This is a genomic window from Trichocoleus sp. AS-A1 (genome assembly GCF_039962015.1).
Lineage (GTDB): Bacteria > Cyanobacteriota > Cyanobacteriia > Cyanobacteriales > FACHB-T130 > FACHB-T130.
The window spans coordinates 85,445-111,051 of the sequence record NZ_JAMPKG010000012.1; the positions used below are offsets into that span (position 1 = coordinate 85,445).

A 25,607-nucleotide genomic window follows, 5' to 3' on the forward strand; every position below is an offset into this window, starting at 1 on the left:
GTTAATCAACCAACAACTGATAACTCACCCCTAACCGCTTACTCTAGAAGCTTCCCTCTTTGAGGATAATGTGGTACTTGGAGTCAAAGGAAATCTTTCCTTCTTGCTGTAACTTCCCTAACAAACGGGTAATTGTCACTCTGGTGACGCAGCAGGCATTGGCAAGGTCTTGATGGGTGAGACGAACGCTCAAACGAGTTCCCTGCGGCACAGGTTCGCCAACTTCCTGTTTCAGCAGCAACAATAGATTCTGCAAGCGGTCTTGCAATCGTCGCTGACCAGAAATCGCCAAAAGCGATTCTGTCTGCCGCAACCGCAAATTAATTTTCGGTAAAATAGTCTGGGCAAGATGAGGGGAGGCTGTTATCTCTGAGAGGGAAATGTTAACTATCTGCACGTCCGAGACGGCAGTTGCTTGATAGGTTGACAGGGCGGTTAAACAAGAGCCAAAAGGCATCGAAGGACCGACTAACCCTACCAGCACCTCTTCACAATTGTCACTCATCGTACTCAGCTTCACCAAACCCCGACACACTAACCACAGGTTTTGAGGGTCGAGGGGAATGATTTCTCCTTTGGAGTAAGCCTGTACAGGGCGATCTTGCTTGAGGTCGTAGTTATTTTTTTCTAGCGCCTTCTCTACCCGCTTGCGCTCAGTGATATCGCGAATCAGCCAACGCAATGTGACGGCTTTGCCTTCCCCATTATTATGAGTAGTGGCGACTGTTATCCCCGCGTCAAAAATCTCACCTTTACGGGGCTGTAGGCGTACTGTCAACTCATATACTCGTTGCTGCTCATGCAGCCGAGTCAGTTCGTTACGAAAGATTCGACGTTCTTCTTGAGGAATGAAGATGACAAACGGTTTGCCCACTAAAAACTCTGGCGACACGTTGAGCAGTTTAGCAGCAGCGCGGTTGGCTTCTCGGATTGTCCCTTCTGCATCCGTCACCAGGTAGCCTTGCGGTGCTAACTCGAACAGATCCTGGTAGCGGTGGCGTTCGGCTTCCAACGCCTGTCGTGCGGCTACAAGTTCCTCATTCTGCTGGCGTAGTTCCTCTAGCGCCACTTGTAGCGTTTCCGAGGCGATGCCCAACTCCTTGAAGGCGACTGGCAGTAGCTCTGGCTCTTTAGGCGGAGCGATGGTTGCCCCTTTGTACAGCTCAGCTAATCGCCAGTTAATTTGCTGAATTTGTTGGGCAAATAAGTTCACATTTATTTCATTTTTCATAGTTTTACCTTCACTAAGGGCATGATTGAGAACTTCTTACCCTCTATCAAGTTCACTGCTTTTTTCCTTTTAACATTCCTTTCTCTAATTGCGCCCTTCCAAAAGAGGCAATCCTTGCTCCCCCTATTTATCTATTTATTAAATGAATAAATTAAATATGCAAATAGCGGCAAAAAGTAAATTTTATTTAACTAATATATATTCAAGCTTATTTTTTGAGATTATGGAAATAATTAGGGTTTTCTAACTAAATATTTAGCGATTGGAAAATCTTTGATGTACAACACCCTGTAGTACGGAACCGAGCGCAATCTGAGTAAAGCACAAGGGAGATTCTATCACTCTGTGCATACGCTTTGCGATCGCTTCACAAAGTTGCTTTGCACTAAGCACCGCTTCGTTAACGAACGCAATCAAGAGTTCAGTTACGCGGGGTATGAAAAGACATGTTTTGAAAGAACCTAATTAAAATTGCTTGTGATTTTTAATACAAGTATTTAATGAGTTTACATCAATCTATTTCTTCAGATGGATGCAGGCGAAGAGGACAAAAGTTAAGCCTTAGATAATCGTTATCCTGCCGCAAGAAGCTGCAACGGGATATACTGACAGACAACACCAAGCCCCTAGAAAGCAACTGATAGGGGCTTTTTGTATTCAAAATTGCAAATAGATTTAAGGTTCGCTGATTCCTCTAGTGTAAGCGAAAAATCAGGTTAAATGAGAATAATTTCGTTTATTTATTAGCGATACAATTTTAGCTAAACAGTTAAAAACTCTGCTAGAAATACTGAAACCGTTATGTATGCGATCGCGTAGCAGCGTCTTCTGGAAGTTCTCTGAGCTGTAATCTATCGCAAACACAAATAAAAAACTCCGGAGAAACTGCAATAAAAGGTTTTTTTGGATGCGCGATCGCTTGATAATTTTATCTTCTGTTCATCCTATCTTAGAAGTGCAAGGAAATCGTCGCGCTCGCCGTTTAAAACTGCTTATATTTTATAAAACAGATGTCTCAAAGCTGTAGCTCTTACGCTTGTTTTGACAACTTTACTGTTCTATCCACGATAGCGCTATCTTTCCTAAACATAGGTTTTGTGCTTCCAATCACAGGTAAATTTAACATTCAACCCAGCCCTGTGGTAGAAGTTTGGTAAAACAGTAACGGGTAAAGTTCCAAAGGTGCATTCTTACGGAGTTGGGCAAACTGCCCTAGCAGTTTTTGTATGCAAAAACAAGAAGTTTCTCTATCTGTGTCATCGCCCCATTGCGTTTTGAAAAACTTCCAGACTTCTTCATCATTAGCCACAGAGGAAGATACCAATCAACGCCAGCGATTAACCTTCCCACACCCAGATTACAGTTCGCTTTGTATTTGGAAGCTTCCCACCTTACCTCGCCACTGTCGCGTTCGCGAAATATCAGTATTTCCTAGACTACTAAAACTAGGGGTATAAATAACAGTAGACTTTATAAAGCTAAAATCTTAAAGAATGCTGTAAAAAGCAAGATGTTTTGTGAATGATGGGAATAAGTAATGGTTTTTTATGACCGATTTATAAATAATTGAGTGCAGGCAAGTAATCTTTAATTAGCCTACCTGTTGATTAACTATAAAATTAATTCAGAGGGTTGTACTATGCCAGAGAATATCAATAAATTAAGCTTTCTCTACCCCCAGAGTCGTTATTGGGGTCGTTTCACTCCAGAGGAGCTAGCTTTTAATGCGAATTTACAGGAATTTGCACAAAAAATTTCTTATATATCTGCGTTGCAAACCGGAGGTAAGATTTCTTCCGAACAGGCATACAAGGATATTAAGTCTCTGTGGAAGCAGTTAAAGACAAGTAAAAAAGAACTAGGCGTGGGAGCAAATATCCCAAAAACAGAAAGCTAGTGATGGTCAACAGTTACGCTGCTAATGTCAGGGTTTATTGATTATTCAGCAATATCTTGAACTTTAAGGTTGTATTGCATACACTTGTGCCAAGTTGCATCCGTTAAACTAGAATTCAAGAACAAATTTTGTGTTTGATATTCTTTGAGGTTTTCTAAAAGATATAAAATATCAATTTGGCGATCGCATCTGAGTACAGTGACGCAGTTGTATGAAAGCAGAATCGTACAACTATGAGCCGACTGCCAGGTTATCCTATCGAGCTGGGCAGAACTGTCATTCAGTTCAAACGAGAATTTCAATGCCTCTGTCTAGTTTGTCTAATCCCTAATTCTCTTAGTTATCACTTCCTATGGCACTGCTCAAAACAATCAAAGAGGTCTTGACAGGATTTGCACAAGGTCTCCGAATGTCTTGGTGGGTGGAAATTGCCACTACTGAGCCTCGCTGTATCTACTATTTTGGTCCCTTTCACAACTCCGCTGAAGCAGCAACTGCGTGCCCTGGCTATATTGAAGATATCCAAAGTGAAAAAGCTGGCGGGATCGAAGTCACCATCAAACGCTGCAAGCCAAGCGTGTTGACGATGTGCGAGGAAGAAGTCAACTAAGAAAACTGTCCGAAATCTACCATTCAGTGGTTGGTATATAAGATCACCAAGAGATTTAACGTAATGCCCACTCCTCCGGTAGAAGTTCAGGGAAGGGGTAGGGATTAACTTGGTTAATAAGGACAACAAATGAATGGCAATCTCCCTCTGGGAGTTTCTACACGGTACTACACGGTCAGGGAAACAGCGATTATCCTCCGGAAACGCTAAGTCGGATGGCGAACTGACAAGTCAGCGCTAGGCTAACGCCTCGCTTCGCTAACGCTATCGCGCTTTTGTTAACCCTTCCTTGTCGAACCCTCTGCTTAGTAAACTCCCAGCTTCCCTTTTAAGGGAATGTTTGTAAATTACACTTGGTGGCGCTATTGCCTGAGCTTTTGTAACTTAGCGTCCCTATTAGTTTATATTTATAAACACTATTGAGGAGACAAAAAGATTATGACTCAACCTCAGTTCCATGATGAATTGACCCTTTCGGAAACAGCAGAGCAATTTGGAAAAAAAGCTCTAAAATTAGGTCTTATCCCTAGTTTTGTCGTCCGCTACTTTCCAGATAGCAGCCAATTCTATATTCCTAACGAAACCGAATCTGAACCGCTCACCCCAGAAGAGGCATATCTGCGTCTGAAAAAATTAGTGGAACAATCTGGTCAATAAGTGTTGTCCGCACAGTAGATGTCCGGCAGTCTCAGTAGGTGAGTATTAGGTAGGTATAAAAATTCAATATCAGCTAACCCCCTGCACTACATCAATCGGGTTACTTGGTTTGTCAATTATTTTACATTTATTTATACTTAATCCATGAGTTTATAATTATTAGTCGTTTTAAAAGCAGACTAGGAGAATGATTCGTTTACTCGTTAGTTTCTTAGAATTTATTTTAAAAACTTTTTACCAAGAGCGATGGTATGCAAGATTTTATGTCTTGGAAACGATCGCTCGCGTTCCTTGTTTTGCTTATTTATCGGTTCTTCATCTCTATGAAAGTCTCGGCGCGTGGCCTTATGCTGATTGGATCAAGGTTCACTTTGCTGAGTCCTGGAATGAGTTGCATCATCTCCGCATCATCGAAGCATTGGGTGGGGGGAAATCGTGGAGCGATCGCATGATTTCTCGGATTGGCGTCCTGGTTTACTACTGGATTCTAGTCTTTGTATACATGATTGCCCCCAAATCGGCTTACTACTTTAATCAGTTAGTCGAAGAAGGTGCATACCACACTTACGATAAATTTCTAACAGAGCATGAGGCTGAACTCAAAACTCAGCCAGCTCCACAGGTAGCGATTGATTACTACCACGAGGGCGATCTTTATATGTTTGATGATTTTCAAATCTCTCATACACCGAGGGAGCGTCGCCCAAAAATTGAGAATCTTTACGATGTGTTCGTTGCCATCCGCAATGACGAGAAGGAACACATCACAACCATGATTGCCTGCCAGCAACCAGACGCAAAAGAAAAAATTAAAAGCCCCCATTCCCCTGAATTTAAGCCCTCATCTGAAGAGAGTTAAGGCAATTTTTTCCTCTCAAATGGTGGCTTAAATCATTTCTAATAGCGTTACTTCCCAGACAAGTCGCGGTTGAGCATAACTCAGGAGAGATTGGCGGGCTTTTTCGAGTTGCTGGAGGGGCAATTTATGAATTACACCGTTCAAGAATTGCTGCCAGTAAGTGTGCTGTAGATAATCAACTAACCAAAGTTGGGCTTCTGTATCGAGAGTTTTATCAATCCGTTTGGCAAGTTCAAGGGCGTCACGAAGCGATTTCGGCAGATGGATAACGTCCTGAAGTAAGTCTTGGGGAATCGTTTGGAGTTGCTCCCAGGAAGCGATCGCATTTCCCGGACTGCCTTGCGCGATCGCTAACACCGTCGGATGCTCCAAAATCTCTTCGTGACCCGTCTTCCGCAACACCTGCTCCATTGCCGCCGAGTCTAAACCATAGAAAGGAATGTGCTGACAACGCGATACCAGCGTTGGCAACAACGACGACTGAGTTGGTGCGATTAAAACCAGCGTTGCCCGTCCCGGTTCTTCCAGGGTTTTGAGTAAGGCATTTGCAGCCGCTTCTGCCATCGTTTCTGCTTGTTCCAGCACAACCAGCGATCGCGGTGCCTCCAGCGCCGAACGTCCCAGAAATTGGGTAATTTCCCGAATTTGCTCCAGCCGGATTTGCGGCGGAGCCTTGCGCTTGACACCCGCTTCGGCGGCTTCGGCGGCAGATAATCGTTGACCCTGATGCAGATAGGTCGGTTGCACCCAAAATAAGTCTGGATGATTGCCCTGCCGCAAGCGGTTTTTGATAGACGCAATACTCCCCTTGCTTCCTTCCTTAATCACAGGAGATTCGGGGGCATCTGGCTCAGTTGCGGGTACATTAGCACAGAACAAAAGGTCTACAAAGCACCGAGCCGCCATGCTGCGTCCGACGCCTTCGGGACCCGCAAATAGATAGGCAGGAGCAATCCGATTTTGAGCCACTGCCTGAGTTAGTAACTCAACCGCTCGGTTTTGTCCGACAAGTTCCGCAAAAAAGTTCATTTAACCGCAAAAAAAGGCAAAACTCAAAAAATTTGCAAGCAGTACCATTTACCCTGGAGACGCGATATATGGCGTCTGGAACCAACCCTCAAAAATTGTATTGATAGTTTAATCCCCACTGCCAGGGAATTATAGATTTTTAATTTTCTAGAGACCATTCCCGAAACCGTTGAGTCAAGATAGCCTGAATTTGCCCTTGGACTTCTGCCTCAGTGCCACTGCCATCCACCCGCACAATCCGCTGGGGATGGGCTGCTGCTAAGGCTCTAAACCCCTGCTGTACCCGTTGGTGGAACGCCAATTCTGCTTGCTCCATTCGGTCGGCGGCTCCCCTGGCTTTAGCGCGTGCTAGACCTATTTCAACGTCAACATCTAGCCACAGGGTGAGGTCGCTTTCCAGTCCGTCTGTCGCCATTTGGCATATCTTCTCGATTAAAGATAGGCTAAGACCTCGACCATAGCCTTGATAAGCAATGGTGGAATCGGTGTAGCGATCGCACAAAATAATTCCTCCCGCCGCCAGCATTGGTTTTAGCACCTCTTCAACGTGCTGCGAGCGGTCTGCTGCATACAACAATAGTTCTGTCCGGTCTTGAATTGGGTGATTCAGAGTCCCTTCGAGCAACAAGCGGCGCAAAGCTTTACCCAATTCTGTACCACCCGGCTCTCTGGTAATCGCTACCTGCGAGAAAGTCGGAGATTCCGCCTTCATCCTTTCCAGAAGCCAATCGCGCGATCGCTGCATCTGAGTTGTTTTACCGCTTCCTTCCACTCCCTCAAACACAATCAGCTTGCCCTGCATTCCTCAATCCTTATCATCACAGCCCTTTTTTCTTGCTTAAGATCGGGGTGTTGCTCACCAGCACCGATGAATCCACACCCCACTCATCCTTCATTCTTCCAAAGTATCAGTCAACCCCACCCCGTGCTTTTGGTAACTTCCCTACTTAGTTCTTCCGGAGGAGCGACTGGTATGCTGGAAGCTGATAAAGGCTGGGTGATGGCTCTAGCCTTAGAAGCAAGCATTCCTTTCTGACCCGAAACGAAGGTTCGGTATGATAAGAGGGTCGAGGGATATGACGTCGGGGATTTTTTATGGCTCGTTATACTTGTTCATTTATCGTTGCAGTTCCCCTTGAGCGTCTCCAGCAGGTGCTCATAGAAGTTTTGGAGTCCTGTAATTTCGATATTATCTACAACACTGGAGACTACTTGATGGCTCGCGAGATACCGGGTCACGTCTCTTTTGCCAAGCTGGTGACGGTGGAAGTGCTCATCGATAAATCGACCGCTACCGACCGAGAAGTGCGGATGAATTTTGTAGTGAAAAACGAAGAGTTGCCCCTGCAAGTGGACAACCACTGCCACCAGATGTTCTATCAGGTGCATCAGGCGATCGCGGAAAATCGCCATTGGCAACTAGTTGAAAGCGTCGCCGGATAGACAAGCTTCCCCCTGGGAAGTTCTCAGGCGAGATTTTCATGGAGAAAATTAAGGTTCTTCCCCATCGCCAACCATATTGGGACTAATCAGGGTAATGTCCCACTCATCTGGAGGTCCCGTGGGAATGGATTCTCGCTTCAGGTGGAAGTAGCGTGCCCGCACTTGCGGCCCAAACACAATCTCATCTTCATCTTCGAGATCGTGAGCTTGGAGTTTTCGACCATTGATCAACAGACCATTGGCGCTGGGCTTGCCTTTGTCGCCATCGACAATTCGATAATAGTAAGAGCCATCCGCACGCAATTTTTGCACTAAAGTTGCGTGCCGACGCGATACAAATTGGGAGTACAACCGGATATCGCACTTCTGGTCTCTGCCAATGCAATATTCCGGCTTTTCTAAGGGAAACTCCTTACGTCCCTGATCATCTTCAATAATCAATATATGGTTCAGATGCAGTTTTACAGCCATTGAAAAATTATTTAAGAGAGGGCGGTTGGTTTGTGAAAAACAGTTACTTAGACTAACAGTGGCACCATTCTCAACCGGCGGGATAAGCGCCTGTGCCTGCACCCTGAATATCAACACTCGACCGAGCATTATCTTGAGGAAAACAAGAGGCGCTTTGGCGGAGGTTGGCAGGACTCCAGCGTAACACCCTCGCCTTCCCTGAAGCCAGTGTCGTCAGCTTGGAGCAGGCTTGATGTGTTTGGAGGGTTATAATCTCCTCTATCATATTGTGGCACACCGGGTTAGCGGTCAATTGTTCGTTGGCAGTTGTGGAAAAGCGGGTTTAATTAAGATATTTGAAAGAAACCAATCCGACTGATAAACCCACCTGGACTCAATTAGTTGTCAGTAGAGAGAGATTTACGGAGTAAAAGCGAGTTCGTGACAACACTGACAGAACTAAAAGCCATTAATGCTCCAGCAGCAGATGGGCTGAGAACCAGCCCAAAAGTGGGTAGCAGCACACCCGCAGCGACGGGCAAGGAGATGGTGTTGTAGGCAAACGCCCAAAACAGATTTTGGCGGATTTTGTTGAAAGTCGCACGGGAAAGCTGGATTGACTTGACAACATCCAGAAGGCGATCGCGCATCAGAACAATTTGAGCAGTTTCGATGGCGACATCGGTTCCCCCTTGGAGGGAAATGCCGACATCTGCTTGTGCCAAAGCGGGGGCATCGTTAATGCCATCACCAACCATTGCGACGTGCTGACCCTGAGCTTGTAGCTGGGCAATCGCAGCTGCTTTGGCGTCTGGACGGACATCTGCTAAGACATCCGAGTCTGGATTAAGTTCCAACTGGGACGCGATCGCCCTAGCCGCTTCCAGCCGATCTCCAGTCAGCAGCATCACCCGCAATCCCATTTGCCGCAGGCGAGACACCGTTGCTTTCGCATCCGGTCGGAGGGTATCGGTGACGCCAATCAACCCCGCTAATTGACCGTCAGCAGCGACATAAACCACCGTTTTACCCGCAGAGGCTAGTTGCTGAGCCTGGTTTTGTTCTGACTCGCTTAGGGAAATCCCTTGCTGAGTCAACCAGTCTGCATTCCCCAGTAAAACCCGCACGCCTTCGACCAAAGCCGATACCCCTAGTCCCGGTTCCGTATAAAACTCCTCGGCAAGGGGGATGGTTAACTCTTGGCGGTGCGCTTCCTCCCCGATTGCCTCCGCTAGGGGATGGGTGGTGCCACTTTCTGCCGCCGCCGCTAGTTGCAGGAGCATTTCTGGGAGGAAGTTCCCCACCGGCAAGTAATCAGTAACGACGGGATGACCCGTGGTAAGAGTGCCTGTCTTATCAAATACCACGATATCCAGGTGGTGTACCCGTTCCAGCACGTCGCCGCCTTTGATCAACAGCCCTCTTTCTGCCCCCAGACCCGTTCCCACCAAAATTGCCGTGGGGGTCGCTAAGCCTAAAGCGCAGGGGCAAGCGATGACGGAGACAGAAATTGCTAGCTTTAAACTGAGTAACAAAGCTGAGTGCTGTAGAGGTGGGGTTTCCCCGCCCATGCCGCTGGCATGGTGCATGACTGCGTGCATGGCTGAGTGGCTCTCTATCCCTACTGCGCTCAACATCGTGACATCAGGCCAAAGTTGAGAGCCGATGAAGTACCAAAATAAAAACGTGAAGGTTGCTGCTGCCAGAACGCCGTAGGTGAAGTACCCCGCCACCGTATCCGCCAATAGCTGCACGGGAGCTTTCCGGATTTGGGCTTCTTCGACCAGTGCGACAATTTGCGCCAGAGTCGTGTCCTTGCCGGTGCGAGTTGCCTTGATCGCGATCGCTCCCGACTGATTCAGCGTCCCAGCCGCCACCGAGGCTCCCGGTTGCTTCATGACCGGAACCGGCTCCCCAGTCAACATTGACTCATTCACCGTTGTCTGACCCGCTACCACTTCTGCATCGACCGGGATCTGTTCTCCCGGCAAAACCCGCAACCATTCACCTACTCGGACTTGCTCAACGGGGATTTCAATGCCCCCGAAGTCGCTCCCCTTGGCTCTGGACGTAGCGCCAGCAGCCGTTGGATTGGCAATTAAATGAGCGACTTTTGGCTGGAGCGCCAATAATGCCTGAAATGCCGCGGCGGCACGACCTCTCGCCCGTTGCTCCAAGGTACGCCCTAGCAGGATAAACCCTAACAGCATGACTGGCTCATCAAAGAAACATTCCCAACCCAGCTGAGGGAATAGCAACGCCACACAGCTAGCCGTGTAGGCTGTAAGCGTTCCTAGCGCCACCAAGGTATTCATATTGGGAGCATTTCGCCGCAAGCCACGCCACCCATCGACTAATATCTGGCGTCCAGGAAAGAGTAACGCTGCCGTTGCTAATCCCCAGTGAAACCAAATGTTGGTCAGGGGTGAAAAATAAGCGGGAAAAGAGATGAAGTGTTGATTGAGATGACCCATTGCGGACAGCAAAATCAGAACGCCCGCAATAACTAATTGCCTCAACTGCTGGCGATTTTCCAGGGCGTGCCGTTCTGCTGGACTCAGAGTCTCTTTTGCTTTTTCGCCTGCGTTGGTGGCGAGACGAGGCTGGGTCGGAAATCCAGCTTCTGTCACCTGTTCGGCTAACGCAACCGGGTCAATCGCACCCGCTTCGCACTCTACGACAGCGACTTCTGTCACCAGATTAACGCGGGCAGAAACGACGCCTGGATACTGGTTGAGCTGCTTTTCTACCGCTTTCACGCAGCCTGCACATTTCATGCCTGTGACATCCAAGGCGATCGTCTCTAGCGGCGATGCAGGGGTAGCGGCTACGGTTTGGGGGGATTGCATAGAGAATCTTGGGACTTTCCACGACACCTCAACGCCGGATTGTTCTGGCGTCTCTATTTTGAGGGTAGGCGAAAGACTGGGCGATCGCGCAAAAATTCTTAATCTTTTATAAGTTAGTTACCCGCGAACGGTCAACGGCTACTCCAGCGAAGATACATCACGTAGACCAGTGCTAGAGCCTGCATTGGCATGAGCGCGGCATAGCCCCTAAAGAAGAAGTTAATCTCTAAGCTAGACATTACACTGAAATATCCCATACCTAACAAAGCTAGGAACATGGGTAAAATCAGTTTTTTGGGTTTGCGTATTAGCATATTAAGTCAGGAGAAAGATTTACAGAAGAACTTAATTTAAACACGAATAAAATATCGCCATATCTGTTAAACTTATCGTTGCAAAAACGACAAAATATAAACAAGCGATCGCAAATAATTTGACCTAAAAACCAAACTTTTTACACAAGCATGAATTCCTCAAAAAAATAGCTGACCCAAGGGTGAATGAACCAAGGCAAGATATAGTTCTCCAGACTTTGATAAATAATACAAGCGCAACGCATGGTAGCTTAAAATTAGAAGTAGGCTCAGCACCTGTAGCTTTCGGGTCCTAAGCATTTGAACATACAAGACGGCGATTTTACGTCCCGCGATTAGTTCAAGTGTAATATGAACTGTTGCAATCAAAAAGGCAGCGAATAAAACCGGGCCGAACAGGTGTTCTGCTAAGGCGCAACTCCAATCTCCTCGCACAATTGCCATAAAAGACCGAGTCATGCCACACGTAGGACAAGGAATCCCCGTAAAGTGCCGAATTGGGCAAACTAGGAACGTTACTTTATATCCTTGGTTATAAAAGTAGGTTCCCACTAGAGGTGCTGAACATATTCCTAATATCAACCAGCGAATCCGTCGAGCATTGCTAGACAGATTAGAGCGAGATAATTTAGACATGGCTCAAGTTAAGCTAGCGTCTACCCAAGCGCTCTCGCAGGGGTCGATCTAAAACCAACCTTTCTTGCTAACAAGGTAAGTGCTGACGAATTCTTCGTCAGATTTTGTCAAATAAGTTATTCCCTCGATCAAACCAATAATGCCCATAATTGGCGAACCGATTCCACAGGTAAGCAGGCTAACCAGCAACATGATGATGCCTTCTGTGTTATAGCCAAGAACAAACTTATGGATACCTAAAGCCCCGATAAGAATCCCGCAGACTCCAGCGGCGATTTTTTTGCTGGCATCAGTAGAGTTTCCATCCCTCATTTGTGTGAACCCTTGAAAAATTTGCTTTCCGCTTTTAGTATTCCCAGTTGGGTAACGCATCTATCACAAGACGGAAAGCATTGATTCTTCTTAACAATGACTGGAAGGAAACATCACGCAGATCCACTACCCAAGAGGAAAAGACTCAGCAAAGTGCCACCATTCCAGAGAGAGTGGAGGAGTATCGGTGCAAGGAGGTTGCGCGATCGCGTATACACCACTCCCAAAACCATCCCCAAAGTCGCCAGGGGCAAGATTTCTGAGAGATTCAGGTGAACAATCGCAAAGAACAAACTACTGAGCGCGATCGCTCCCCAAACGGGCATATAACGGGTGAGGGACGGCAACAGAAAACCGCGAAACAAGAACTCCTCAAACAATGGTGCTGCCACCGCCGCCGTCAAGAAAAAGATCGCCAGCGCCACACTATCTTGCCCCTCTAGAGCAATCGGTAAAATCGGATTGCTGCCCCCTTGTCCCTGCCACAGCTTTTGGTTAATCAGCGACACCACAATCACTAGAGGCAGCGCGACTAAATATCCGCCCAATCCCCAAAGAATCCAATTTCCCCGCCAATTGAATCGAAACCAACCTTCTGGCAACGGTAAAAAAGAGCGGATAGATAAATACAGAACCAGCAGACACTCGAACGCCAATGTTGCATAACTCACCAGAACAAAAGCAGCTTGTGTCCGAATATCGAAGCTGGCTCGGTTTAGCGGCAGTAAGCTAAAAAAGAGCGGCAGCAGAAATTGACCGATAAAGAAAAAGCCTACGACGAACACCTGCCAAATAATTTCGGCATTCCAAGGCGTTGTCCAAGGGATATCGCCATTTTGAGCGAGGATGGCTTCTTTTCCCTTAATTAGCACTCCTGCTAGTAGAAAAATCAGCAATCCTAATCCCACCAATACTCCCACTAGCGGGATTGCTCCAACAATCGCTAATTTGACAATTGCAGCTTCAGCTCGTTCCTGTTCTCGTGCCTGGAGTGCCGCCAGCTCTTCCTGACGTTCCTGTACTTGGTAGAGTTTAGTCAAAGCGCGATCGCGGAACCAGCCGTCTAAATGCTGTTGAATTTGCGGCTGGGCATCCAACATCAGACTGGGTGGCTCGCTCCAAAGTCCCACCAAAATCGCCGCTGGCTTAGTCTGTAACTCGCTCGCCGCTTCCTGTTTAGACCGATTAATTAATTCCGTCCAAGTTTTAATCGCCGCGTCTGTTTGTCCTTGTTGAGCTTGTAAAATTCCCAACCGCAAGTCAAGCTCAGCAATCAGCTTTTTTACCTTGTTGATTGACGCTGGTAATTGCGGCTGCGATCTGACTGCATCGGGATTCAAATCGGCTTCCGATTTCAGCTTTTCGAGCTGTCCTTGCAGCTTTTCCAGAGTGGCTCGATCCTCCGAACGCGCCTCCTCATACTGCTTTTGGGCAGTTTTTAAAGGATCTTCACCTAAAAGAGCGTTCCGGGCGTTTGTTAAATTGGCATCACCAGCTTTGTCGCCCTGCCACTCACTCGCTTGGAGTAACAAATTCGTTTGGTACAGTTCCAGGCGACCTTGAATCTGAGGCTGATTCCAGCTATCCAGTAATGAGTGGGTAATCAGAAACAAAGCCAAAATTGTCAGCAACCCCAACAGCAACCGCTTAATTGTCATGAAAACTCCTGTAGGCTCTTAGTGTCACGGCACCTATGAGGAATATCTTAGATGCGTGTCCGGGACAGGTTAAAATTCTCCTGAACCTTTTTGCTCTTGATGATGGGCGTGGATTTCTCGCCTAGAGCATTAGGGGAACTTTACCTTACCAAACTGAGGCAGAGCCGACCTAATTCTTCTCTAGCTAAGCCAGCGAACAAGAATATGTAGGCTGCTGTCTTTGCAGTGCTAGTTTCCACGGAGGATATCACCCTGAATACTCGAGTCATTCTCGTGCGTCATGGTCAGAGCAGCTATAACAGTGAGCGTAGAATTCAGGGCCGCTGTGATGAATCAATTTTGACGGAAAAAGGTCGCGCGACTGCCCGTCAACTTGGCGCTACTCTGAGTAACTTGAAAATTGATGCGATTTACAGTAGCCCCCTGCAACGGGCGAAAGCAACCGCAGAGATCGTTCAATCCAGTTTGGCGACGCCTGCCCCCTTAACAGCGTCCGATAACTTGATGGAAATTGATTTACCCCTTTGGCAGAAAATGCTTTCCGTGGAAGTGCAGGAGAAATTTCCTGAAGATTACCAATGTTGGCATGAGCGTCCCCAGGAATTTCGGATGAGCGTCCCGACGCCAGAGGGATTAAAAGAACACTTCCCAGTCTTAGCCATCTACGAGCAAGCGCGGCAATTCTGGCAGGAAACTTTATCCCGCCATGCGGGAGAGACGATTCTCATTGTGGGGCATAACGGCATCAACCGGGCTTTGCTCAGTACGGCAATTGGAATATCGCCACAGCGCTACCATTCGATTCAACAGTCGAATTGCGGCATCAGCGTGCTAAATTTTGCCGCTGGTTGGGGCAAACCGGCGCAATTAGAGTCGATGAATCTCACTGCCCATGTGGGAGAAGTGCTGCCAAAGCCGCGTCCGGGTCATCGCGGACTCCGTTTGTTGCTGGTACGCCACGGGGAAACCGACTGGAATCGCCAGAAACGCTTTCAAGGGCAAATTGATGTGCCCCTCAACGATAACGGTCGAGAACAAGCCCGGAAGGCAGCAGAATTTCTCAAAGATGTACCGATTGACTTTGCTGTGACTAGCCCAATGCTGCGTCCCAAGGAAACAGCCGAGATAATTCTGAAATATCACCCCAACGTCCAGATTGAACTACAGGCACCTTTGGCAGAAATTGGTCATGGGCTGTGGGAAGGGAAATTTGAAGAGGAAATTGAGCTGTCGTATCCAGGGATGCTGGAACAGTGGCGAGAGTTTCCGGAGACGGTGCAGATGCCAGAAGGGGAAAACTTGCAACAAGTTTGGGATAGAGCGATCGCAGCTTGGCAAGACATGGTCGCGTCTTACTCTGGAGATCGACCGAAAACAGGTTTGGTGGTCGCTCACGACGCCACGAACAAAGTCTTACTCTGCTACCTTTTGGGTTTAAATCCAGAAAATTTCTGGAGCATTAAGCAGGGGAACGGGGCAGTGACTGTCATCGACTATCTTCAAGGGCCAGAAAGTACGCCGGTGCTGCAAGCGATGAATGTCACAACTCACTTAGGTGGGGGCGTTCTCGATCAAACGGCTGCCGGTGCATTGTAGAGTGATGAGTTATGAATTTTGAGTTTTGAATGAAGAAGCTTTTTATCTCAAAACTCAAAACTCAAAACTCGAAACGATTATGAATGAACTGCTCCAACAAGTACGGGTCATCGACCCAGTTTCTGGAACCGACCAGATTGCCGATATTCTGATTGCTGACGGTTATATCCAAGCAGTCGAAACTGAAATTTCTGACTTGTCCGCTGACACAACCGTCCGGGATTGTCGTGGATTTGTCGTAGGGCCAGGGTTAGTAGATTTATACAGCCACTCTGGTGAGCCTGGGTTTGAAGATCGGGAATCCTTAGCCTCGCTCGTTGATGCGGCAGCAGCCGGGGGCTTTACTCGACTGGCAATCTTGCCCGATACTCTACCCGTTCTCGACAATCTAGGGGGTTTAGCCTACCTTCAACAAGCCAAAATCCAACATCCAAAATCCAAAATTGAATTTTGGGGGGCGCTGACGCTCGGTATCCAAGGGCAGCAGATGACATCTCTGGCTGAACTGGCGGCGGCTGGGGTGGTAGGCTTTGCAGACGGTCAGCCAGTGCAGAATCTAGCGCTGCTGCGCCGCCTGTTGGAATACCTCCAGCCGTTAGGAAAACCTGTGGCGTTATGGCCTTGCGATCGCGCTTTGAGCGGCAATGGGGTGATGAGAGAAGGCACGGCGTCGATTCGCTTTGGCTTGCCAGGAAACCCAGCGATCGCAGAAACATCGGCGCTAGCTGCTTTGCTGGAAGTGGTGGAAGCTACTCGCACCCGTGTCCATATCATGCGCGTTTCCACTGCTCGCAGCGTTGAGCTAATTGCGAATGCCAAGGCGCGGAATTTACCGATCGCTGCGAGTACTACCTGGATGCATTTATTGCACAATACGGAGGCGGTAGGCAGTTACGACTCAAACTTGCGACTAGAACCCCCTCTCGGCAATTCTTCAGACCAAGCGGCGCTGATTCAGGGGATACAGAGTGGGGTGTTAGACGCGATCGCCATTGACCATACTCCCTACACCTACGAAGAGAAAACGGTCGCCTTTTCCGAAGCACCCGCGGGCGCAATTGGTCTAGAGTTGGCTTTATCGCTTCTGTGGCACACCTTTGTTGCGACTGGTGACTGGTCAGCTTTAGAACTGTGGCGGGTTTTAAGTACCCATCCGGCGGAGTGTTTGCAGCAAAAACCGCCAGCGATCGCGCCCGGTCAACCGGCTGAACTGGTCTTATTTGATCCCCAGCTAAGCTGGACAGCGGACAGACAAACCCTAAAATCCCGCTCAGAAAATACCCCTTGGCTAGGGCGATCGCTGACGGGTCGGGTTTTACAAACTTGGGTAATGGGTAATTAGTCAGTCAAACCGAAGAAATATCTAACTGTAGGGGCGGATTGAGCCAGGGGTTTAGTGACGCACAAATATCTTGGTGAAACTCGCCCCTATCTCCCTACTATTCCTTGGTATAAGCTGGAGCGCTATCCACTTCTCCGGCACGTTGGAGGGGCCAAAAGCGCACCACAGCACGACCAATGATTTTTTCGCGGGGGACAAAACCCCAATAGTGGCTGTCGTAACTGTTGTTGCGATTATCACCCAGTACCAGGTAGGAGTTTTCTGGTACCGTCACCGGCCCATAGGTATACTGTGGCTGTTCTTCAATATATTTTTCTGACAGGGGTTTCCCGTTGACATACACCCGTCCCCCTTTCACCTCTATCTTTTCCCCAGGTAAACCAATCACGCGCTTAATAAAAGCATCGTGAAAGTTTTGCTTTTCTAGCGCTTCGGTCGGCGCAAACACTACAATGTCGCCCCGCTGTGGAGATCGGAAGTTGTAACTAACCTTGTCTATAATCAGACGGTCATTGATTTGTAGTGTAGGCAGCATTGAACCCGAAGGAATGTAGCGTGCTTCCGCCACAAAAGAGCGAATTCCAAAGGCCAGAATGGCGCTCAAGCCAATCGTTTTTATTCCCTCTATGAAAGGATTTTCGGCTTTTGGTTGGGGGTTGAGGTCAGGTTGTTGATTCTGCACGTCAGTCATAAACGGTTAATCACTCAAGCAAATGAATGAAATTGATTCCCTAGGTAATTATTTATTTTAAGGAAGACGGATGATTAGCTATATATATTGTGTACAAATTTTGTCTAAATATATCCGGCTAATATTACAGATATTTAGCTTCTGTCGTTTACCCGGTTGCTGGATGGTCAGTTTAGAAAAGTGCCATCTTACGACAAAGCGCGATCGCACCATGCAATTGTCGCTCACACTTAACTACTGCATCAACAACTGATTACCATGTTTTCTGCCCCCTCTCTGTTGATTCGCAATGCTCGAATTCTCCCGCCTACGGGTGAATTTTTGGTTGGGGAGGTGCAAACCTTGGGTCGGGAAATTGTCCGGGTTGCACTAAAATCCTAGCATCTGGAAATCCTAGCATCTGATAGTCTACTAGTGGATAAAGAGATAGACGTTCAAGGTCTGACTTTGTTGCCGGGAGTCATCGATCCGCAGGTACACTTCCGAGAACCGGGACTCGAACACAAAAAAATTTGTTTGCGGCGAGTTGTGCTTGTGCTAAAGGCGGGGTAACGTCATTTCTGGAAATGCCCAATACTCGCCCTCTGACAACTACCCAGGCGGCTCTCGATGATAAGTTGCGACGAGGTGCCCAGAAGTGCTTAGTTAATTATGGCTTTTTTATTGGGGCAACCGGAGAAAATCTGCCGGATCTTCTAAAGGCGCATCCACCTGTGGAATCAAAATTTTTATGGGGTCGATGCACGGTCAATTACTGGTGGATCGAGATACGGTATTGGAGTCTATTTTTGCAAAGGGAAATCGCTTAATTGCCGTTCACGCAGAAGACCAAGCTCGGATAAACCAGCGACGACAAGAATTTGCTGGAATTCACGATCCAGCCATTCACTCTCAAATTCAGGATAATCAATCCGCTCTTTGAGCTACCGAATTGGCGCTCTATTTATCTAAAAAATATCAGCGACGCTTGCATATTTTACATCTGTTTACAGTCCAAAAAGCCGATTTATTACGTCAAGATAAACCGAGCTGAGTGAAAGCAGAAGTGACGCCGCAACACTTGCTGCTGAACACCAGTGCTTATGAGAAAATTGGCACCCTGGCACAGATGAATCCGCCATTGCGATCGCCCCACGACAACGAAGTTCTTTGGCAAGCGCTACTCGATGGCTTCATTGATTTTATCGCCACCGATCGCACCCCCCATACCCTCGAAGAAAAAGCCCAAGAATACCCCAATACCCCTTCTGGAATGCCTGGAGTTGAGACATCCCTGCCCCTGATGCTGACTTCAGCCATGCAAGGACGCTGTAGTGTTGCCCTTGCGAACTGGATGTCTGCGGCTGTCGCTAAGGCGTATCAGATTCCCAAAAAAGGTGCGATCGCTCCCGGTTATGATGCCGATTGAGTTCTGGTAGATTTGGACAATTATCGTCCAGTATTGCGCGAAGAATTGCTAACCAAATGCGGCTGGAGTCCCTTTGAAGGCTTGAATTTGACGGGATGGCCTTGTTCTATCACCATTGTTGGCGGTCAGGTTGTTTATGAGCGGGGGAAGCTGAATCTAGAAGTGCGGGGTGAAGCCTTGACATTTAACGAATAATTAAACGCTCTCGGTACGCCAAGGTAAGCGCAAAGGTACGCAAAGGAAAGACGCGATAAATCAGTGTCTAAACGAGAGCGAACCTTTGTGTTTAAAATTTTATTGACTTAAAATCAAACTCACCCGCTGGAATCAGGTTGGCTTGGCGACCATTATTCGCACAGTAGGTTAGATGGACGCTTAAAAAGCTGGGCGGCTGATATGGCAACCGTTCTGCCCACTCTATCGCCACAATTCCCAGGGGCACCTCGAATCCTTCCCAGTAGGTTTCTAAATTCAACGCTTCGACTTCTTCTGGCTGCAAGCGGTATAAATCCAGATGATACAGGGGGAGGCGTCCTTGTGCGTACTCGTTAATCAGAGTGAAGGTGGGACTCACAATCGGCTCGGTAATGCCCAAACCCTCGCCAATGCCTTGCACCAGCGTGGTTTTGCCAGCGCCCAAGTCGCCTTCTAATAAAAGTACATTACCGGCGGGGAGGGATTGACCGAGTGCAATCCCTAGCGATCGCGTCGCCGCCGCATCGGCAAGAGAAATGACAATTGACTCCAAATTACTCAAAACTCAAAATTTAAAACGCTTAAAAGTACACTACCAGCGCGGAGGGATTGACTGAGAGCAATCCTAAGCGATCGCGTCGCCCCGGCATCGGCAAGAAAAATGACAATTGACTCCAAATTACTCAAAACTCAAAACTCAAAACTCTACTGCCTGGGCGCGACTATACCACCTCAGCAACACCCGTGCCAGCCGCTCAGGATTGTGGCGTACATAACCCGTCTCTAGGTCTTCATCCATCACGTTGGTTAAAACGATGCGACGCCCCAGCAGCCCGATGGCTTCTCGATCTAGAAAAACCGGATGGGAACTTTCTTGAGCATAGCGAATTAGGGCATTCGCACTGGGAACTTTCCGCTGCACCAAGACGGCGTTAAATAGCGGTCGTCCGCAGGCGGCGTCAATGGCGCGAATGTGGTCTGCAACCGTATAACCTTGGGTTTCTCCCGGTTGAGTCATGATGTTACAGACGTAGATGCGGGGAACCTGCTTTTGGGCGATCGCTTCGGCAATCTCTGGCACCAATAAATTGGGAATCACGCTTGTATAAAGGCTTCCAGGGCCGATGATAATGTAATCGGCTTCCTCAATTGCCTGTAAAGCTTTAGGCAAAGCGGGGGGGTTGCTAGGAATGCAACCAATTTTCTTAATCTGACCATTGGCTTCTGTAATGCTCGATTCCCCCTCAATGGTGCGTCCATCCTCTAATTCAGCCCAGAGGCGAACATCGCACAACGTTGCCGGTAGCACCCGTCCTCGCACAGCTAAAACTTGAGAACTGGCAGCGATCGCTTGCTCCAAATCTCCGGTAATATCGCTCATTGCCGTCAGGAATAGGTTGCCAAAACTATGACCGTTCAGACCATCCCCAGCCTTAAAGCGATATTGAAATAATTCGGTCAATAACTTTTCTTGGTCTGCCAATGCCGCGATACAGTTGCGAATGTCTCCCGGCGGTAGGACGCCAATTTCTCGCCGCAGACGACCAGAGGAGCCGCCATCATCTGCCACCGTTACAATTGCCGTAATGTGGGCGCTGTATTCCTTCAATCCTCTGAGCAAAGTAGAAAGCCCAGTGCCACCGCCGATTGCCACGATTTTTGGCCCCCGGTTGAGTTTGCGATGCGCCAACAGCACGTCTATCAGTTCTTCATCCTGGGAAGGCTTCAGTACCTCGGTAATCGCTCCCATCGAGCGGGTTTGCCCTAAAAAAATAAAAAATAAACCCAAGCCAATCGCGATTGGACCGGAAACATAATTGGGAATAATCGTGGTAATCGCTTCCAGAATGTTCCCAATGAACTGAATCAATAAGAAAATTGGGGTCAGTTTCACCCAAATCGCCAAACCTAGGCTGGTTAGCAGCACGCCTCCCACACTGATCAGCAACCAGCGTTTTACCAATAGTCCGGGCGCTAACCACTTAAACCAGCTATTGACTCGTTGGGGCGTCCTAGGCTTAAAACTCCAGACCATATGCGAATCTTGTTTGAGCGTGCGTAAGGCTTGTTTGAAAATAACGTTTGACATTGCAGATTCCTAGGGGACACAAAGGCAAGACTCGACTTTAACGTTGCTCGGCGAATCCACTCAAGTAGGCGCGATTGATAAATCGTCTCTACGGCTTGATTGGACTGGCATGGGGAAGGTAGAAGTTGCTACCCACTTGAGCCACACTAAGGCTGTGCCCATCAGAATACATTTTCACTAAGCCACTCAGATGTGACATACGAAACTAAGAAACAGAGGAGGGGATTTTTCAACTCAGCTTATGATAGGTTGCGATGGTTTGCTGCTTGGATCAGGAATCAAGATGTTACGACTCAGTGATTAGACCCGCTTGTTGCTTCTAAGCGTTCAATTAACCGATTGCAGTTCCCCCTTGAGTGAATCCCCAAAGCTAGGCTAGATGGAAAAGCGTATTTTAGGATTAGACCCCGGACTTGCCAGATTAGGATTTGGGACAATTGTCTGCCAAAAGGTAGATTATGCCGCAGCGGCAGGTGGCGATCGCGCGAAGCGCCAAGTAGAAACTGCGTCTGAGGTGGTAAGTTTACTAGATTTTGGCGTGATTCAGACCTCGGCAAAGACGGAGATGGGGGAGCGACTCCGCACGATTTACGACGATTTGCACACGCTGATGGAGCAGTGTCAACCCCATCTGGTGGCAATCGAGAAATTGTTTTTTTATCGGATGGGAAACACGATTGTGGTGGCTCAAGCACGGGGGGTGCTGATGTTGGTGTTGGCACAGCACGGGGTTCCGTTTGTTGAGTTTACGCCTGCCCAAATTAAACAAGCGCTGACTGGCATGGGAAATGCGGATAAGTCCGAAGTGCAGCAAGCCGTGGCGCGGGAGTTAAATTTGGGCTACATTCCCAAGCCGGATGATGCCGCCGATGCCCTTGCTGTAGCGTTAACGGCGTGGTTTCAGGAGTAAAGGCGATCGCTTTCTGGAGACTGAGTGCGGTGAAGCCCAAAGAGCAATCGCTCTTACTCTTGACATTTCTGCCTTCTTTCCGATGATTTGGATTAATCTTTACTTGTATGCTATTTGACGAGGAGACTTCTAAAAGATTGACGATCCTGATGTTCGGTAGCGTCAAAGCTGAATAAAGATGCTGGGCAACTGAAGCCGAGCCATCTTCAAAAACTTGGTTCTACCGTCAATCGGTTTTCTTGGCTGAAGTCTCTAACAAAAACTTTTTGGTGAGATGAGGAGTTGACCGTATGAAAAAGATGAGTCGCTGGGGCAAGCCTATCGCTCTCTTTAGTTTAGGCTTGAGCGTCGTGGGAAGTCTGAATTTTCCCACTCCTGCCATTAGCACAACCACAACTGCTAACACGATTGCACAATCAGAACAGAACTCAGTTCAACCTGGGGGCAGCTTTGAAATAGCGCAAAGTCTGGTAGGACAATGCCGCGCTACGAAAGCGCGGATTTTTGTCTATACGCAGCGATCGCTCTCCAGCCAAACAATTAGAACGCTCGCTGCTGGCGAACAAGTTACCCTTGCAGACAATGGCAGCGCCGGTTTTATCGCCATCAGTGCCCCTGTAACCGGGTATGTCCAAGCAAGAGACCTCACAACCTGCTCTGGAGTCAATCCTACCCCTAGACCTACTCCCAGCCCTACCCCGACTCCCAATCCAACTCCCAGCCCGAATCCCAGACCGAATCCTACAACTAGCCTTTGCCGCGTCATTACCTACAAGGGCGCTGAAGGGATGGCTATTCGTACCGCACCCGGCAAAAACGGTACTAGAGTTGGCGGAGTTAAGTTTGGAGATAGAGTCACCCTCAGAACCAGTCCTCCAGCATTCACCTTCGACGCCGAACGCCGTGCCTGGGTTCAGATTACAGCCCCTGTTGCCGGATGGATTTCTTACGGGTTTCCCAGTTCAAACTCGACCAATCTCGGCACTTGTCGCTAGGCTTGATCGTCTATTAAGCTAAAGCCATAAAACCAAAATCACCCCATTTGAATTGCCAAAATTCGGAAATGGGGTGATTTTCTATTAAGCGTGAATTCAATTTTACGATTCAGTTTTAATGAGGGAATCAACCTCGATTAATTGAGCATTAAACAATTAGCTATTGGCTCACAGGGAAGTCTGATAGTAATTTTAGGGATTCAGACAAAATTTATACTACTCTACTTGCCGAACTGACATCCGGTGCAGCGGCAGAGTTAGGACAGAAGTAAAGGTCAACAAGTAAGAAAAAGCAGCCGTTAACTTCAAACTCATCAACAAAATCTCCCACTCAGGGTGGCTAAACTTCAGGATACCTACAACAACGCAGTAAACTATCCAGTAAGTAAAGCTCATTGTCAATAGCATTTCCTCCGTTTCTTCAAGCTCATCCACCTGAGTTTGTTTGTCAACGGATAGTAAGAAAAGCCCAGCAATACTACCCACAAAAGAAACAAAAAGTAAATATTCGTGCCAGTTCAGATTTGGCATTAGCCTATCCCCTTTATCCCCAAATTATGAATTGGGGATCAGTCTAAAGGATAATTTTCCTGGGATAAAGCAATAGTTACAAACTGCAATCTAAAGCCCTTGAAAGTTTAAAGTTTTGTAAAAAGTATCGGTCAAGGGCATTCTTTTCTGAACCAGCAGAAGGCGACTTAACACCCCTCTGGCTGGGTTTCACAGGCACCGATACTCACCCAACTGCTAGAACCATCTGCCCAATGTTCCTTTTTCCAGATGGGGGCATTGTGCTTTAGGGTATCAATTGCATATTGGCAGGCTTCAAAAGCTTCTGAGCGGTGAGGACACCCAACCGCAACCAACACGCTGATTTCGCCAATCTGCAAGCGTCCGATGCGATGGTGAATCACTACTCGATTGACATCCTGCCAGGTTTGGCGGATATTGGCAGCAATTTGACTAAATATGTGCAAAGCCATCGGTTCGTAGGCTTGATACTCCAAAGCAACCACCGGCTTCCCATCAGTTTGATTGCGTACCATTCCACTCATGACTACCACGGCTCCGTTGGCAGGATCGTCCGCTAGTGAGTAGACTTCCTCCATTGATAAGGGAGCGAAGCTAATCGTAAAACTATCTTTCGCGGAGGGTTGATTGGGAAGGTTTAGGAGAGTGGTGACGCCATTCATCACGTTGAAATCCTGAGAAAGGAACTGGATCTATTTTGATCGATCCAGCACCCGCATTACCCTAAGCGATCGCTCCTTGGACTTGTTGTTTCAGATTGTGTTGTTCCAGATTTTGTCGATGTACCCCAAGATTTTGCAGAACCCTGGCTGCTAAACCTTGCCACCGCCCATCAGATATAGGAGCGCCATACGGACAGCCACGCCGCTAGTCACTTGCTGAGAGATTAAGCTGAACTGGGGGTCGTCCATCAAGTCAGAGCTAATTTCTACGCCTCGGTTGACGGGTCCTGGGTGCAGTACCTTAACGTCAGGTTTGCAGAGTTTCAGGCGATCGCGTGTTATCCCATACCGCTGATGGTACTCTCGCAAACTGGGCAGCAAATGCTGCGTCATCCGTTCCTTTTGCAGCCGCAACGTCATCACAAAATCAGCATCTTGTAAAGCGGGTTCCAAATCCCAGTGGAGAAAAAGCTTGCGGCTGGGAATGGGGGATTGGTCGTGGGTGCTTGGTAACGGGCGATCGGCTCCCTGGCTCCCCTCCTCAGTGCCATAGGCGGCAAACAACTGAGGGAGAAGCGTGGGGGGTCCTGCTAAGTGAACCTCCGCACCCGTTGCCGTTAAACTCCAGATATTCGACCGGGCAACCCGCGAGTGGAGAATGTCGCCGACAATGGCAATTTTTTTATCTTTGAGCAGTTCAAGTCGCGGGTGATCTGGGTCTAACAGGGTACAGATGGTGAAAAGATCCAGCAATGCTTGGGATGGATGTTCGTGCTGACCATCCCCGGCATTGAGGACGCCCACCTTTGAACCTAAGCGATCCATTTCGGCAGCGATCGCTTGCGGCACCCCCGCCTCCCGATGACGAACCACCATCATGTCCGCACCCATCGCTAAATAGGTTTTCGCCGTATCTAAAATGGTCTCTCCTTTCGTTAGAGAAGATGTTGCCGCTGCAAAGTTCAGCGTATCGGCAGAGAGACGCTTTGCCGCTAGTTCAAAACTGCTGCGGGTGCGGGTAGAGGATTCAAAAAATAGATTGGCTACTACCTGACCTTGTAACGTTGGCACTTTCTTCGTGCGTCGCGACAGTACCTCTCGGAAACTGGCGGCAGTTTGCAACACAGTATCGTATTCAATTGGGGTGAAATCAGCTAAGGAAAGAACGTGGTGACGAGTCCAGGTAGTGGTAGCCATTAGGTGTGGTCAGTAGCAACGAACAACGAACAGAAGACAACTGACT

General features: G+C 48.1%; 27 protein-coding genes and 1 pseudogene. 11 read left to right on the top strand and 17 right to left on the bottom strand.

The genetic code is table 11. The annotated features are described in order from the left end of the window. Positions 1-43: 43 nt before the first annotated feature. Both NC994_RS11495 and NC994_RS11500 read right to left on the bottom strand, forming a co-directional pair. Complete coding sequence (locus NC994_RS11495; RefSeq protein WP_199299706.1) at positions 44-1,231, bottom strand: PAS domain S-box protein; 1,188 nt, start codon at positions 1,229-1,231, stop codon at positions 44-46. A 1,126-nt stretch (positions 1,232-2,357) separates the two neighbouring features. Next, positions 2,358-2,555 (bottom strand): hypothetical protein, encoded by a 198-nt coding sequence (locus NC994_RS11500; protein WP_190430512.1) that lies wholly within the window; start codon positions 2,553-2,555, stop codon positions 2,358-2,360. A gap of 315 nt (positions 2,556-2,870) precedes the next feature. Between NC994_RS11500 and NC994_RS11505 the strand changes: the two genes are divergently transcribed. Continuing rightward, positions 2,871-3,128, top strand: a complete 258-nt coding sequence (locus tag NC994_RS11505) for a hypothetical protein (RefSeq protein ID WP_190438005.1) — start codon at positions 2,871-2,873, stop codon at positions 3,126-3,128. A 41-nt stretch (positions 3,129-3,169) separates the two neighbouring features. On the opposite strand, the gene NC994_RS11510 is transcribed toward NC994_RS11505, so the two are convergent. Further along, positions 3,170-3,430 (bottom strand): hypothetical protein, encoded by a 261-nt coding sequence (locus NC994_RS11510; protein ID WP_190414072.1) that lies wholly within the window; start codon positions 3,428-3,430, stop codon positions 3,170-3,172. 50 nt (positions 3,431-3,480) lie between these two features. On the opposite strand from NC994_RS11510, the gene NC994_RS11515 reads away from it, so the two are divergent. From NC994_RS11515 to NC994_RS11525, 3 genes are all read left to right on the top strand, one after another. Further along, positions 3,481-3,738: a DUF1816 domain-containing protein gene (locus NC994_RS11515; RefSeq protein WP_190414070.1), complete on the top strand. Its 258-nt coding sequence runs from the start codon at positions 3,481-3,483 to the stop codon at positions 3,736-3,738. 438 nt (positions 3,739-4,176) lie between these two features. Beyond that, positions 4,177-4,395 carry a hypothetical protein gene (locus NC994_RS11520; RefSeq protein WP_190414068.1) on the top strand — a complete coding sequence of 73 codons (219 nt, stop codon included), beginning with the start codon at positions 4,177-4,179 and terminating at the stop codon, positions 4,393-4,395. A 187-nt stretch (positions 4,396-4,582) separates the two neighbouring features. Beyond that, positions 4,583-5,254 (top strand): alternative oxidase, encoded by a 672-nt coding sequence (locus NC994_RS11525; RefSeq protein WP_190438007.1) that lies wholly within the window; start codon positions 4,583-4,585, stop codon positions 5,252-5,254. A gap of 27 nt (positions 5,255-5,281) precedes the next feature. Here NC994_RS11525 and NC994_RS11530 read toward each other — a convergent pair whose 3' ends face one another. After that, positions 5,282-6,283, bottom strand: coding sequence for a DNA polymerase III subunit delta' (locus NC994_RS11530; RefSeq protein ID WP_190438011.1), 1,002 nt, complete (start codon positions 6,281-6,283; stop codon positions 5,282-5,284). 139 nt (positions 6,284-6,422) lie between these two features. Beyond that, positions 6,423-7,085 carry a dTMP kinase gene (gene tmk / locus NC994_RS11535; protein WP_190438015.1) on the bottom strand — a complete coding sequence of 221 codons (663 nt, stop codon included), beginning with the start codon at positions 7,083-7,085 and terminating at the stop codon, positions 6,423-6,425. Between the two features lie 66 nt (positions 7,086-7,151). Here tmk and NC994_RS11540 point away from each other — a divergent pair, with 66 nt between their 5' ends. After that, complete coding sequence (locus NC994_RS11540) at positions 7,152-7,319, top strand: hypothetical protein (protein ID WP_190438018.1); 168 nt, start codon at positions 7,152-7,154, stop codon at positions 7,317-7,319. Positions 7,320-7,378: 59 nt separating this feature from the next. Next, positions 7,379-7,726: a hypothetical protein gene (locus NC994_RS11545; protein ID WP_190414060.1), complete on the top strand. Its 348-nt coding sequence runs from the start codon at positions 7,379-7,381 to the stop codon at positions 7,724-7,726. A 48-nt stretch (positions 7,727-7,774) separates the two neighbouring features. On the opposite strand, the gene NC994_RS11550 is transcribed toward NC994_RS11545, so the two are convergent. The 6 genes from NC994_RS11550 to NC994_RS11575 form a co-directional block, all read right to left on the bottom strand. Beyond that, entirely contained in the window at positions 7,775-8,197 is a 423-nt protein-coding gene (locus tag NC994_RS11550; protein WP_190414059.1) for an FHA domain-containing protein, read from the bottom strand. Positions 8,198-8,267: 70 nt separating this feature from the next. After that, entirely contained in the window at positions 8,268-8,462 is a 195-nt protein-coding gene (locus tag NC994_RS11555; RefSeq protein WP_190438021.1) for a hypothetical protein, read from the bottom strand. Positions 8,463-8,574: 112 nt separating this feature from the next. Next, complete coding sequence (locus NC994_RS11560) at positions 8,575-11,025, bottom strand: heavy metal translocating P-type ATPase (protein ID WP_190438025.1); 2,451 nt, start codon at positions 11,023-11,025, stop codon at positions 8,575-8,577. A gap of 473 nt (positions 11,026-11,498) precedes the next feature. Continuing rightward, on the bottom strand, positions 11,499-11,975 hold the full coding sequence (locus NC994_RS11565) for a DUF2752 domain-containing protein (protein ID WP_199292049.1): 477 nt from the start codon (positions 11,973-11,975) through the stop codon (positions 11,499-11,501). Positions 11,976-12,023: 48 nt separating this feature from the next. Further along, positions 12,024-12,287 (bottom strand): TM2 domain-containing protein, encoded by a 264-nt coding sequence (locus NC994_RS11570; protein WP_190414164.1) that lies wholly within the window; start codon positions 12,285-12,287, stop codon positions 12,024-12,026. 113 nt (positions 12,288-12,400) lie between these two features. Next, positions 12,401-13,945 (bottom strand): CPBP family glutamic-type intramembrane protease, encoded by a 1,545-nt coding sequence (locus NC994_RS11575; protein ID WP_190438029.1) that lies wholly within the window; start codon positions 13,943-13,945, stop codon positions 12,401-12,403. A gap of 252 nt (positions 13,946-14,197) precedes the next feature. Between NC994_RS11575 and NC994_RS11580 the strand changes: the two genes are divergently transcribed. Both NC994_RS11580 and NC994_RS11585 read left to right on the top strand, forming a co-directional pair. Then, the gene (locus NC994_RS11580; protein ID WP_190438165.1) at positions 14,198-15,541 is read left to right on the top strand and encodes a histidine phosphatase family protein; all 1,344 of its coding nucleotides are present in this window, start codon (positions 14,198-14,200) and stop codon (positions 15,539-15,541) included. A gap of 76 nt (positions 15,542-15,617) precedes the next feature. Further along, positions 15,618-16,883, top strand: a complete 1,266-nt coding sequence (locus NC994_RS11585) for a dihydroorotase (protein WP_190438168.1) — start codon at positions 15,618-15,620, stop codon at positions 16,881-16,883. A 97-nt stretch (positions 16,884-16,980) separates the two neighbouring features. On the opposite strand, the gene lepB is transcribed toward NC994_RS11585, so the two are convergent. Continuing rightward, a complete protein-coding gene (lepB, locus tag NC994_RS11590) occupies positions 16,981-17,574 on the bottom strand; it encodes a signal peptidase I (protein ID WP_190414052.1) in 594 nt (197 codons plus the stop codon). Positions 17,575-17,832: 258 nt separating this feature from the next. On the opposite strand from lepB, the pseudogene NC994_RS11595 reads away from it, so the two are divergent. After that, a pseudogene (locus tag NC994_RS11595) lies at positions 17,833-19,177 on the top strand (dihydroorotase). Positions 19,178-19,268: 91 nt separating this feature from the next. On the opposite strand, the gene tsaE reads toward NC994_RS11595, so the two are convergent. Together tsaE and NC994_RS11605 are read right to left on the bottom strand one after the other, a co-directional pair. Continuing rightward, on the bottom strand, positions 19,269-19,721 hold the full coding sequence (tsaE, locus tag NC994_RS11600; RefSeq protein ID WP_190438177.1) for a tRNA (adenosine(37)-N6)-threonylcarbamoyltransferase complex ATPase subunit type 1 TsaE: 453 nt from the start codon (positions 19,719-19,721) through the stop codon (positions 19,269-19,271). Between the two features lie 153 nt (positions 19,722-19,874). Continuing rightward, positions 19,875-21,266, bottom strand: a complete 1,392-nt coding sequence (locus tag NC994_RS11605) for a gluconeogenesis factor YvcK family protein (protein WP_190438032.1) — start codon at positions 21,264-21,266, stop codon at positions 19,875-19,877. A gap of 379 nt (positions 21,267-21,645) precedes the next feature. Here NC994_RS11605 and ruvC point away from each other — a divergent pair, with 379 nt between their 5' ends. Next, positions 21,646-22,176, top strand: coding sequence for a crossover junction endodeoxyribonuclease RuvC (gene ruvC, locus NC994_RS11610; RefSeq protein ID WP_190414048.1), 531 nt, complete (start codon positions 21,646-21,648; stop codon positions 22,174-22,176). A 290-nt stretch (positions 22,177-22,466) separates the two neighbouring features. After that, a complete protein-coding gene (locus NC994_RS11615) occupies positions 22,467-23,171 on the top strand; it encodes an SH3 domain-containing protein (RefSeq protein WP_190425888.1) in 705 nt (234 codons plus the stop codon). Positions 23,172-23,387: 216 nt separating this feature from the next. On the opposite strand, the gene NC994_RS11620 is transcribed toward NC994_RS11615, so the two are convergent. From NC994_RS11620 to NC994_RS11630, 3 genes are all read right to left on the bottom strand, one after another. Continuing rightward, positions 23,388-23,702 carry a hypothetical protein gene (locus tag NC994_RS11620; protein ID WP_190414044.1) on the bottom strand — a complete coding sequence of 105 codons (315 nt, stop codon included), beginning with the start codon at positions 23,700-23,702 and terminating at the stop codon, positions 23,388-23,390. A 167-nt stretch (positions 23,703-23,869) separates the two neighbouring features. Then, positions 23,870-24,364 (bottom strand): molybdenum cofactor biosynthesis protein MoaE, encoded by a 495-nt coding sequence (locus tag NC994_RS11625; RefSeq protein ID WP_190414042.1) that lies wholly within the window; start codon positions 24,362-24,364, stop codon positions 23,870-23,872. A gap of 150 nt (positions 24,365-24,514) precedes the next feature. Then, on the bottom strand, positions 24,515-25,561 hold the full coding sequence (locus NC994_RS11630; RefSeq protein WP_190438035.1) for an aspartate carbamoyltransferase catalytic subunit: 1,047 nt from the start codon (positions 25,559-25,561) through the stop codon (positions 24,515-24,517). Positions 25,562-25,607: the final 46 nt, after the last annotated feature.